General features: G+C 61.1%; 11 protein-coding genes. 1 reads left to right on the forward strand and 10 read right to left on the reverse strand.

All coding sequences use genetic code 11. The annotated features are described in order from the left end of the window. From A8B82_RS10240 to A8B82_RS10270, 7 genes are all read right to left on the reverse strand, one after another. Positions 1 to 1,026, reverse strand: coding sequence for a biotin-dependent carboxyltransferase family protein (locus tag A8B82_RS10240; protein WP_067291668.1), 1,026 nt, complete (start codon positions 1,024 to 1,026; stop codon positions 1 to 3). Continuing rightward, entirely contained in the window at positions 1,023 to 1,760 is a 738-nt protein-coding gene (locus tag A8B82_RS10245) for a 5-oxoprolinase subunit B family protein (RefSeq protein WP_067291670.1), read from the reverse strand. The genes A8B82_RS10240 and A8B82_RS10245 overlap by 4 nt, the downstream gene beginning before the upstream one ends. After that, a complete protein-coding gene (locus A8B82_RS10250) occupies positions 1,753 to 2,691 on the reverse strand; it encodes a hypothetical protein (RefSeq protein ID WP_067291672.1) in 939 nt (312 codons plus the stop codon). Before A8B82_RS10250 ends, A8B82_RS10245 begins: the two co-directional genes overlap by 8 nt. Positions 2,692 to 2,700: 9 nt before the next feature. Further along, on the reverse strand, positions 2,701 to 4,011 hold the full coding sequence (locus tag A8B82_RS10255) for a TRAP transporter large permease (protein WP_067291675.1): 1,311 nt from the start codon (positions 4,009 to 4,011) through the stop codon (positions 2,701 to 2,703). Between the two features lie 4 nt (positions 4,012 to 4,015). Continuing rightward, positions 4,016 to 4,540 carry a TRAP transporter small permease gene (locus A8B82_RS10260; RefSeq protein WP_067291677.1) on the reverse strand — a complete coding sequence of 175 codons (525 nt, stop codon included), beginning with the start codon at positions 4,538 to 4,540 and terminating at the stop codon, positions 4,016 to 4,018. Positions 4,541 to 4,607: 67 nt separating this feature from the next. Beyond that, positions 4,608 to 5,597 carry a TRAP transporter substrate-binding protein gene (locus tag A8B82_RS10265; protein WP_067291680.1) on the reverse strand — a complete coding sequence of 330 codons (990 nt, stop codon included), beginning with the start codon at positions 5,595 to 5,597 and terminating at the stop codon, positions 4,608 to 4,610. Between the two features lie 32 nt (positions 5,598 to 5,629). Then, positions 5,630 to 6,868, reverse strand: a complete 1,239-nt coding sequence (locus A8B82_RS10270; RefSeq protein WP_067291682.1) for an NAD(P)/FAD-dependent oxidoreductase — start codon at positions 6,866 to 6,868, stop codon at positions 5,630 to 5,632. Between the two features lie 350 nt (positions 6,869 to 7,218). Here A8B82_RS10270 and A8B82_RS10275 point away from each other — a divergent pair, with 350 nt between their 5' ends. Beyond that, positions 7,219 to 7,992, forward strand: coding sequence for an IclR family transcriptional regulator (locus A8B82_RS10275; protein WP_067291684.1), 774 nt, complete (start codon positions 7,219 to 7,221; stop codon positions 7,990 to 7,992). On the opposite strand, the gene A8B82_RS10280 is transcribed toward A8B82_RS10275, so the two are convergent. The 3 genes from A8B82_RS10280 to A8B82_RS10290 form a co-directional block, all read right to left on the reverse strand. Next, positions 7,972 to 9,192: a winged helix-turn-helix domain-containing protein gene (locus tag A8B82_RS10280; protein WP_067291687.1), complete on the reverse strand. Its 1,221-nt coding sequence runs from the start codon at positions 9,190 to 9,192 to the stop codon at positions 7,972 to 7,974. The two genes, A8B82_RS10275 and A8B82_RS10280, sit on opposite strands and share 21 nt — an antisense overlap. A 2-nt stretch (positions 9,193 to 9,194) precedes the next feature. Beyond that, positions 9,195 to 10,229 carry a LacI family DNA-binding transcriptional regulator gene (locus A8B82_RS10285; RefSeq protein WP_067291689.1) on the reverse strand — a complete coding sequence of 345 codons (1,035 nt, stop codon included), beginning with the start codon at positions 10,227 to 10,229 and terminating at the stop codon, positions 9,195 to 9,197. Positions 10,230 to 10,563: 334 nt separating this feature from the next. Beyond that, positions 10,564 to 10,965 (reverse strand): hypothetical protein, encoded by a 402-nt coding sequence (locus tag A8B82_RS10290; protein WP_067291692.1) that lies wholly within the window; start codon positions 10,963 to 10,965, stop codon positions 10,564 to 10,566. Positions 10,966 to 11,037: the final 72 nt, after the last annotated feature.

Genomic DNA, 11,037 nt, shown 5'->3' on the forward strand with positions numbered 1-11,037 from the left:
TCACGACTCCTCTTCAAATGGGTTTGCATTGGCAGACACCGCGCCGCCAATCAGTTGATAGGCCAGCAGATCACGCATTTCAGCGGGATTGCGGACCAGTGGATAGCGTTTGCCGGGCAGGGCCTTCAGATCAGCGGCAGCGCGCTGTTCAATGGCGATGGCCTTGTCCAGCGAGACGAACTCGAACCGGATTGCGGCACCGGTCGGGGCCTGTGCGACGCGCGGCAGATCGGCGGGAAGGACAGTCGCGATGCGCGGATAGCCACCGGTTGTCTGGCTTTCGCACATCAGCACGAAGGGCGCGCCGTCGCCGGTGATCTGGATGTCACCCTGCACAATCACTTCAGAGACGATGCTCAATTGACCGTCAGAGAAGAACCCCTCGCCATCACTGTCCATCCGGACGCCCTGCCGGTTGGCGCGTGGATCGCGTTTGAACGTTGTCTGGGTAAAGCGGTCGCGTGTTTCAACGCTGAAATGACCCGTCTGCATGCTTTCCACCACATGGACGGTGCCGCCATCGAAACGGTTGTCGCGCGGCAGGGCCATGCCGGTATCCGATCCCTTGTCGGGGCCGATTGCCAGCGTGTCGCCGGTTTTCAGCGCTGCCCCCAGCCCCGCGCTCAGGTGGCTGGACCGCGACCCCATCAACTCTGGCGTGGCGAGCCCGCCGCCGATGTGCAGATAACCATAGGTCCCGCCCGTTGCCCCGCCAATGGTCAGCTTCGCACCCGCAGGCAAAAGATGGCTGGCATTCCAGATAATCGCAGCCCCGTCGATATTGGCCGTCATCGCGGCCCCGGTGAGGGCAATGCGCAGGTCGGTGTCGCTGGTAAACGTGCCACCTGCGCCGACCATTTCGATGGCGGCACCGGCGGGCTGGCGCAGCAGGGCGGCGCCCTCGTGCAGGGCAATGGGATCGGCAGCACCGCCCTTGGTCAGCCCCTGCGCGCGGTATCCCGTGCGGCCGAAATCCTGAATGCTCAGCGCCGGGCCGGCCTGCACAACGGTCAATGTCGCGCTCATGCCAGCACCTCCCTGCTCGCGCCGCCGTCGCCGGATTGATCATTGCTGCGGATTTTCTCCAGTTCGGCGGTGTTGATCGCAGGAAAGCACAGCTCATCTCCCGGCGAGAGGGCAAAGGCTTCCTCGCTTTCGGGGCGGAAGGTGCGGAACGCGGTCTGGCCGATGTGACGCCAGCCGGTGGGGGAGGCATTGGTGAACAGCACCAGTTGCCGGATCGCGATGATCAGCGCACCGGCGGGAACGGATTTCGACAGAGTCTGTTGGCGGGGAATGTTCCAGGTCTCGCTCAGCTCGCCCAGATAGGGCTGGCCGGGGGCGAAACCGATGGTCAGCACACGCACCCGTGCTTCGGAGATTTGCCGGATCGCCTCGTCCGGGTCGACACCGGCCACTTCGGCGGCTTCCTCAAGCTGCGGCGCAAGATCGGTGCCGTAGACTGTGGGGATGTGCCAAAGGGTCCGACCGGGGGGCAGATCGGCCTTGTACCAATCGCGGCTGGACAGCAGGTCATTCAGCCTTTCGGTCATCTCCTCGGCCGGTGTCAGGGCAAGGTTCACTTGCAGGAAGGTGGAAACAAGCGATGTGCTTGTCTCGGTGACCTCTGGCCAATCCGCGCCCTCGACCGCCGCGCGCAGGGCCAGTGCGGCGCGGTTGGCGGGTTCTGTCATCGCCTCGGCAAAGGTGATCAGAATGCCGGACAGCCCGACACGGCGGATTTGCGGCCAGTCAGTCATTGCGCAATGTCCATTGGTAAAGTTTCGGCAGGAGCATGGGCGTCAGGTACATCGGCAGTTGCCAGCAGCCAATAAAGATCATCAAGGGGCCAAGCACTTCGGGCGACAAGGCAACCAGGAATATCGCGATATTTCGGTTGCCAGCCCCAAGGGCGAGCGGCCCGGCCAGCGCCCGAAGACGGGTGAGCCTCAGGCCCAGCAGGGTGCAGATTTGCAAGAGGTAGCTGATGGCAAAGGCGAGCAGGGCCCAGGTCAGAACTTGCCAAGGATCGCTGCGCAAAGCGGGGTTCAGCGCGGCCATCAGACCGACGACGATCATCGAAAAGGCCAGCACCGACGCGCCATCCAGCGCCTTGATCTGGCGTATGGTCGGGCGTGGAAACAACCAGGCGCGCAGCGCAAACCCCGCGCCGGTCGCCAGCACGATCACGACCAGCAGCCTGAGCGCGGCCAATACGACCTGTTGCGGGTCGCCCGCCTGGGGCAGAACCGCCAGAACCGGCAGCATGGTCAACGGAAAGGCGGCAGTCCCCAGCACGAGGATCTGCATCATGCGCCCGGCATCCAGCCCCAGCATCAGTGCCAGGTTGACGCTGCCGGTGATCGCCGGTGCCGCACAGGTCAGCACGATGGCCAGCGCGGCGGGCGTGTCTTGCAGCCCAAGCAGTGTCAGGAGCCCTAACACTGCCAGCGGAAGCAGCGTCTGCAGTATCACAACGGAAGCCAGCCCCCAGCGCAGATCGCCCCCGGCACCCCAGGCGGCGCGATGGCCGATCCGCAGCGCGGTGATCGTGAGCAGGGCAGCGACCATCAACGGCAGCCAAGGCACCAGCGTGGCGGCGAGACCGGGCAGCAGCAGGCCCCCGGCCAGCCCTGCAATCAGGCACAGGCGCGCGTGGGTCGAAGCCAATGAGAGAAGGCGGGTCAGCATACATGGGCTTTAGTTCGGTCCATTGCGCAGATTTTCCGGCAACCAGGTTGCGATTTCGGGAAACCAGATCAGGAAAAAGACCATCACGACCATAATCGCGAACATTGGCAGGGCTGCCTTGGTGATATAGCCCATTTCGTGATCCGTCATGCCTTGCAACACGAACAGGTTGAATCCGATGGGCGGCGTGATCTGTGCCATCTCCACCACGACCACGACAAAGATGCCGAACCAGATCAGGTCGATCCCAGCGCCGCGCACCATCGGTTCAACAACCGCCATGGTCAGCACGACTGACGAAATGCCATCAAGGAACATGCCAAGCACGATGTAGAACACCAGCAGCGCCATCAGCAGCTGAAACCGCGTCAGCTCCATCGCCGCGATGCCGTCGGCCAGCGCGCGGGGCAGGCCGGTAAAGCCCATGGACAGTTTCAGAAATGCCGCTCCGGCGAGGATCAGCGCGATCATGGCGGAGGTGCGCATCGCCCCCATGAGGCTTTCGCGGAAGCTGCCCCAGTTGAGCGAGCCCTGGAACAGCGCCAGCACAAGCGCCCCGATCACGCCGATTGCCGCCGCCTCGGTCGCGGTGGCAAATCCCAGGTACATCGACCCGATCACAACCGTGATCAGCGCAAAGACAGGCAGCAGAAAGCGCGAATTGCGCAGCTTGTCGGCAAAGCTCATGTCCACTTCCTGCGTTGGGTTCCAGTCCTTCGAGGTCAGCGAGATCACGGCGACATAGCCCATGAACATGACAGCAAGGATCAGCCCCGGAAGGACGCCGGCAAAGAACAGCTTGGTGATGCTTTCGTTCACGGTTACGCCATAGACGATCAATGCCAGTGACGGCGGGATCATCAGGCCCAGCGTCGCCGCCCCGGCCAGCGTGCCGATGATCATCTTTTCGGGGTAGTTGCGGCTGCGCAATTCGGGGATCGACATCTTGCCCACGGTTGTCAGCGTCGCGGCCGAAGACCCGGACACAGCGGCAAAGACGGTACAGCCGACGATATTGGTATGCACCAACCCGCCCGGCAGGCGCGCCAGCCAGGGGGCGAGACCCTTGAACATGTCCTCGGACAATCGGGTGCGGTACAGAATTTCACCCATCCAGATGAAAAGGGGCAGGGCAGTCAGGGTCCAGGAACTCGACGAGGCCCAGATTGTCGTGATCATCGTGTCGCCGACGGGGCGGGTGGTGAACAGCTCCATCCCGACCCAGGCCACCCCCATCAGGGCCAGACCGACCCAGACGCCGGTGCCCAGCAGGAAGAAAAGGACAAAGAGGAAAAGCGTGATGGCGTAAACTTCGGTCATGGCATCATTCTCCGAAGCTTTGATCGACGAGGTCGCGGGTGAGGCGGTGATTGCCCCTGATAATGATGTGCAGCAGGTTGTCGGTCAGCGCGATGGCAAGGATTGCACCGCCCGCCACCATCACCGATTGCGGAATCCACAGCAGGGTGGCGTCCTGATCCTGGCTGATTTCCTTGAACTTCCACGACCAATAGACAAACCAATAGGCGTAATAGGTGAAGTACCAGGCAATCACCGCCGCCAGACCAAAGCACCAGATCTCAAGCAGGCGTCTTGGTCCCTTCGACAGGACATTGAGAAGCATCGACACGCGAATGTGCGTGCCGCGATTCAGCGCATTGGCAAAGGCAAGGAAACTGGCCCCGGCCATGGCGTATCCGGCATAGCTCGCGGCACCGGGAAAGACGGCCCCGGTCCATCGCGCGACCATCTGCGCCACAATCAGCAGCAAGATCGCCACCAGGCAGACAGCCGCCAAGGCGCCCGCCGCAACGTAGAGCGTATCGAGAGTTTTGCGCAGTGCTGTCACGCCAAGCGCCTCCTTGTCCGAAAAGGAAGGGCGGCCCGTTGAACCGGGCCGCCAAAGCTGTCGATGATCAGTTCATCGACTTGTAGCTGTCGACCAGCTTCCGGCCATTCTCGCCTGCGGCTTCGAGCCATTCGGCGGTCATCGTCTCACCAATTTCGCGCAGGCCCGACATCAGTTCCTCACTGGCAGGCTGCACGCTCATGCCGCCTTCTTTCAGACCGTCATAGGTGAACTGGGTATAGTCCTTGGATTTCTGCAAGCCGCGCGCCTCCGCTTCGGAGGCGCAGGTGTTGATCACTTCCTTATTGGCGTCTGAAACGCCCGACCAGACATCCGCGTTCACCATCACATAGTTGCGCGGCAGCCAGGCATCGACTTCGTAGAAGTGCGTCAGGCTTTCCCAGACCTTCTGATCATAACCGGTCGCACCCGAGGAAACCATGGATTCCGCTACGCCGGTGGCAAAGGCCTGACTGACTTCGGCGGCTTCGATTGTGACAGGGGCCATGCCCGTCAATTCAGCCAGACGCGCAGTGGTGTTGTTGTAAGAGCGGAATTTGACGCCCGCCATGTCTTCAACGCTGTTCACTTCTTTCTTGAAGTACAGGCCCTGCGGTGGCCACGGCACGTTGTAGAGCAGGTGCAGCCCCTGCTCCTCCAGCAGCGCTTCGATTTCGGGCTTGGCGGCCTCCCAGAGTTTGCCGCTGTCATCAAAGGAGGGGGCAAGGAACGGGACGCTGTCAAAGCCGAACAGCGCGTTTTCGTTCTGGTGACCGGACAGCAGGCGTTCACCGATCTGAACCTGACCAGTCTGGATCGCACGCTTGATGTCTGCGCCCGCAAACAGCGCGCCGCCGGGGTGAACCGTAATTTCAATTTCGCCGCTTGTGCCGTCGGTCACGCATTTCGCGAATTCCACGCCATTCTCGGAGTGGAAATTTGACGCCGAATAGGCCATCGGCATGTCCCATTTTTCTGCGGCAAAGGCAGGCAGGGCGGTGCCAAGCGTCAAGGCGGCTGTTGCCGCAGTTGCCATCAGTTTCTGTGTGCGTTTCATTTTTTCGTCTCCCGGTTGGTTTTGTGAACGCGCTATTGGAAGCGCTGAGGGTGATAGGGGGCAAGGTCGGTGTTGACCGGTTGCCCGGTGATCAATCCGGCGACCAGTCGGCCCGTTTTCGGACCGCCCGTCAACCCGATGTGATGATGCCCGAAGGCGGTAAAGACCCGGCTTTGTCCAACCTCGCCGATCAATGGCAGGCTGTCGCTGGGGGCGGGTCTGTGCCCCAGCCATTCGATTTCATCGGTGGCGCTGAGGCCGGGAAAGGCGCCCATGACGTGGCGGCGCAGCAGGTCGAGGGGCGCGCGCGACGGTCCGGCCTCCAGCCCGCCAAATTCCACGATACCGGCGCAGCGCAGGCCCTGTTCCATGGGTGTTGCCACGAATTTGCCGCTGGCAATCATCGTTGGTTGTCGCGGTCCGCCTGTCGCACCCTCAAAAACCACGTGATAGCCGCGTTCGCTTTCCAAAGGCACGTTCAGCCCCAGCTTGGCCATCATCGGTTTCGACCAGACGCCTGTTGCCAGCACGGCGGCGTTGCAGGGAATGGCACCTGTGCTGGTTTGCACGCCAGTGATCTTGCCATCCGTCAGGTCAAAATCCGTGACCTCGGCCTGAAGGATCTTGCCGCCACGATCCGTCAGCGCCTTGGCCAGCGCCTGGACATAGCCGCCGGGGCTGCGGATGAATCCATGGTCTTTCATCACCGCAAGAAAGGTGATGTCAGGGCCAAGGGCAGGGTCATAGTCCTGCACCGCCGACCCTTCGATCAATTCGGGTACGAAACCGGCCTCCCTGCGCAGTTCCCAGGCGTATTTGTCCGCCTCGAACGCGGCGCGGTCGGCGTAGGCAAAGCAATAGTCGCTGTCCGTCACCCAGTCTCCAAGGCCCAGTTCGCCACACAAGCTCTTGTGCTGTTCGACACTGTCGCCGACGATCGGGGTCAACCCCCGCGCAATGCGCCGGGTGTCTGCATCATTGGCGTGGGACATGTAGCGGCGCAGCCATGGCAGCAGACGGGGCACGTATGACCACCGCAGGAACAGCGGGAAGTTGCTGTTCAGCATCATCATCGGCGCCTTGCGCAGCAGGCCCGGCGCGGTGACCGGCACCATGGAGCATGCCGCCAGCACCCCCGCGTTGCCATGAGACGTGCCAGTGCCGGGCAGGCCGCGGTCGATCACCGTCACTTCCAGACCCGCCCGGCGCAGCCAGATCGCGGTTGATATGCCGACAATGCCTGCGCCGATCACGACGACTTGGCGGCTCATTTGGCGGGCTTTCGGGTCATGAATGTCTTGCCTTTGATTCTCTCGGAGCATCATTGCACGAATTCACAAAACATCAACAAAATGTTTGTAAAATGTCATTGTTAGGGTGATCGGGGCGGCAGGACGCAGATTTCCGGCGTGACATGTGTGCCTAATTTCCGATTGCTGCGTTACGCGACGGTCTATCCTGGATCAATTGTTGCAGTGTGGGTCGCGGTCGCGTATTTCCCGTCTCTATCGAAAACGCTGCTGCCCGGAGGTTACCTGTACGAGCATATGCCGATCTGGATCGGGGCTCTTACCTTCTGGACCTGATTGGGGCGCGGCATAACCCGGACGGATGAAGCGCAATGGACGATATCGGCGGACGCGAAAAGGCGATACCGACGAATTTGCGTCTGCTGCTCTTGCTGGAAGAGATCGCGCGCGTCGGGGCCCCGATGACCCCTACCGCCGCGAACGAGGTTCTGGGCTTGCCGAAACCCACAGTGCATCGCCTGTTCCACAGGCTTGAGCAAGAGGGCTTCCTTCAGCGCGACATTGACGGGCGGTCCTATTCAGCGGGGCAGCGGCTGCGCAAGCTGTCGGTCAACGTGCTGTCCTCCAGCCGGGTGCGGACCGTGCGCCTCGCCGTTCTGAACGCGCTGACCGAAGACATCGGCGAAACCTGCAATGTCGCGATGCCGGACCGGGACGGGATGGTCTATCTTGACCGGGTCGAAACGAAATGGCCCCTGCGCATCCAACTGCCTGTTGGCACCACGGTTCCCTTTCACTGTACCGCCAGCGGCAAGATGTACCTGTCTACCTTGCCGTCGCGGATGTTGGGCAAATATCTGTCGTCGGCAGCGCTGGAGCCGCAGACAGCAAGAACATTGACTGATCCTGATGCCCTGCGTCATGCGATCGAAGATGTTCGGACGCTAGAATATTCTACCGATGACGAGGAGTTCATGGAGGGTATGGTCGCAATCGCTGTTCCGATCTGGGACGATCAACAGCGGCTGATGTCCACTCTTTCCATCCACGCACCGACCCAGCGCGTCACTATCGGTGACCTGGAGGCGCATCTGGACCGGCTCAGAACCGCGGCTGGCGATTTGTCAGAGATAGTTCTGCGCTGAGGCGCACAGCCAGCCGTCCTCGAATGCGACCTTGCTGACACCGGCAAGCTTGCACAGTCTTTCCAGTTCAGCCTCGAAGGCGCGTTGCCGCCCGCTGCCCCAGCGTATCCTGCCCTCCGGCCACAGCGCACTGACGCGCAACACATCCTCATTGCGAAAGGCCTTCATGTCGACGCGACCAACGATGCGGTCGCCTTCCAGAATGGGAAAAACGTAGTAGCCAAAGGTGCGTTTCGCTTGCGGTACAAAGACCTCGATCCGGTAGTTGAACCCGAACAGCCGTTCGGCGCGGTTCCGGTCCCGCAGGGCCGGGTCGAAAGGGCTGAGCACCCGCAGGCGACCGGTGGGCGCCTTGTCGCGGGCAGGGTCCTGATCAAGACCCGGTCGCGCGAAAGCGAGTTTGACCGACCCGTCTGCCCCGGTAATCTGCACCTGTTCCAGCGCTCCTGCCGCCAGCGCCTCGGCGCACCAGTCGCGCGCCTCGGCCGGGGTGACATGATCCCAGAAGGCGGCAATCTCGGTGTGGGTGGCAAACCCCAGCCGTGAAAGCGCCTGATCGCAGCACCAGTCAATCGTGGCGGCGGTATCGGGGCAGTTTGCCGGATCGTGCAGATGTTGTTCGATCACCCGTTCCGTCAGGTCGTAACGCTTCTTGAAGCCGTCACGCCCGACAACGCAGAGCGCACCGGAACGCCACAGGTATTCCAGCGCGGTCTTGGAAGGGTGCCAGTCCCACCAGCCGCCGGAACCGCGTGTTTCACCCTTTCCGACATCGGAAGAACTCAGCGGTCCTTCGGCTGCGATCTGGTCCAGTACATTCTGAAACCGTTTCTCAAACCCATCCCGCCGCCAGTTGCGCCACCGCGCGCGCAGCTTTTCGGCGTCGCGCTGCCGTCTGAGATGCCACTGCGGATAGAACTCCATCGGAATGACCGCCGCATCATGTGTCCAGTGCTCGAACAGCGCCTTGTCTCGCTCGTAGAGGTGTTTCAGCGCTTTTGGCCTGTACCGTTGCCTGCGTGAAAACAGGATCAGGTCATGCGCGCGGGCCACGGTGTTGATGCTGTCAAGCTGCACAAAGCCAAGATCATGGATCAATCCGTGCAGCGCCGCGCCCTTTGCTTCGCCCACAGGGGCGTCGGACAGGCCGTGCCGGTCAAGGAAAATCCGCCGCGCCTGGCCGTTGTCCAGGGTCAGCATGATTAGCGGCGATGGCGGCGCAGGGTGTCTCCGAACGACAGGGTCGGGGTCATTGTAACCTGCGTCGGAACATCCGGGTCCGGTGTCTCGGACGTGTAGTTCAGAACGATTTTCGCCGCCGCCTGGCCAATCTCGCTCCGGCAGGCATCCATCGTCGCCAATTGCCGTGGCAGACCCTGCAACAGTTCGACACCGTTGAATCCGGCCAGACCGATCTGACCCGGTATGTCGATTTTCTGGTCAATCAGATACAAAAGGCCGCCTGCACCGATCATGTCATTGGAATAATAAAGGAAATCCAAGTCCGGTGAGCGTTCCAGCATCTCCTGCGTCATTTCCCGACCCTTGGCCAGCGCGGACCCCCCGGAATAGAACGCGCGATCCTCAATCTCGACGCCCGCCTTGGCCAGCGCTTCGGTGAATCCTTCAAATCGTTTGCGCGCGCGGTGGTCCAGCGGCATCTTGGTGCCCATGAACCCGATATGTTCATACCCTTCCTTGAGGATCGCATTGGCCATTTCACGCCCGGCCCGGCGATGCGAGATACCCACCATCGCGTCAACGGGCCGACCGTCGGTGTCCATGATCTCGACCACGGGAATGCCCGCGTTCTTGAGCATCGCGCGGGTCGCGTCTGAATGTTCCAGCCCTGCGATGATCACACCCGATGGCCGCCAGGACAGCATTTCGTAAAGCACCCGTTCCTCTTTTTCGGGCAGGTAGTCCGTTACGCCGACCACGGGTTGCAGCGGCGTGTCCTCAAGGACCTGATTGATGCCATTCAGGACTTCAGGGAAAACCATGTTGGACAGCGAAGGGATGATGACCGCCACCAGGTTCACCCGTTGAGAAGCCAGCGACCCGGCAATCTGATTTGGCACGTATCCCAGCTCCTTTGCCGCAGCCAACACCTTGTTGCGTGTGGCTTCCGATACATCCCCTCTCTTTCGCAGAACCCTGCTCACGGTCATTTCCGAGACACCGCAGGCCTCGGATACATCGCGGAGGGTGAGCGGCCGTTTGGAAGATGTGGTCAAATTTTCATTCCTGATTACTCAGCAACCAGTTAGCGCGAAGCATGGGCAACGATCAAGCGCAGGCTTAGTCGTTCGGGACATTGATGCCACCGTGTTCGGGTCGCGGGTGCGGCGAACCAGCAAGAGCTATGCGGCAGGTTACAGCGCATACCTTTTTGAAATATGCTTCAAACCGCGCCCAGAACGCAGCCGGTAGTGCTGCTGACATGAAACATCCTCCTGCAAAGGATGAATCACAGATCAAACCAAAAGGGGAACCAGCGGCTGAAGTCTTAGGTGCGCCGCTTTGATGTAATATCCCCCAAGCCCGAGCCGCGATGCGGCATTTGCACAGTCACAGGCCAGTCTCGACAAGTTTTTGAAGTTGGTCCCGCAGGCTCCCACCGACCGTTAGCCCAAGCGCCTTGGCCGCATCGTTGAGATGCGAAATTTCCCCGTGATCCCACATATCCTGTGCCTCGCCAATCCGGCCGGAGGTATGAGAGGTGGCACCCGCTGCAACACCTCTTTCCTGCAGCATCGACAGCGCCGCGATACCCGCGTCGTCTTTCCCCACACCGGCGTCGTTGAAAAACACGATCTTGAGCGGCACTTCGCAGGCGAATTCACCAGAACTTGCCCCGCCATGCGAGGCGGAAACCACAATAGTGCCAGCATCATCCGCTGTCACCTTCGTGATCGAGTCCATGAGAATGATGCGGCCATTCGGCCCTTTTTCGACTTCCACTTTCAGCATGATAAGCTCCTATTGAATAAAAGGGGTTATGAACCGCGCCCGGCGTGTTGGATTTGCCTGTGCCGGCAAAGT

The sequence above is a fragment of the Sulfitobacter sp. EhC04 genome, assembly GCF_001650875.1.
Lineage (GTDB): Bacteria > Pseudomonadota > Alphaproteobacteria > Rhodobacterales > Rhodobacteraceae > Sulfitobacter.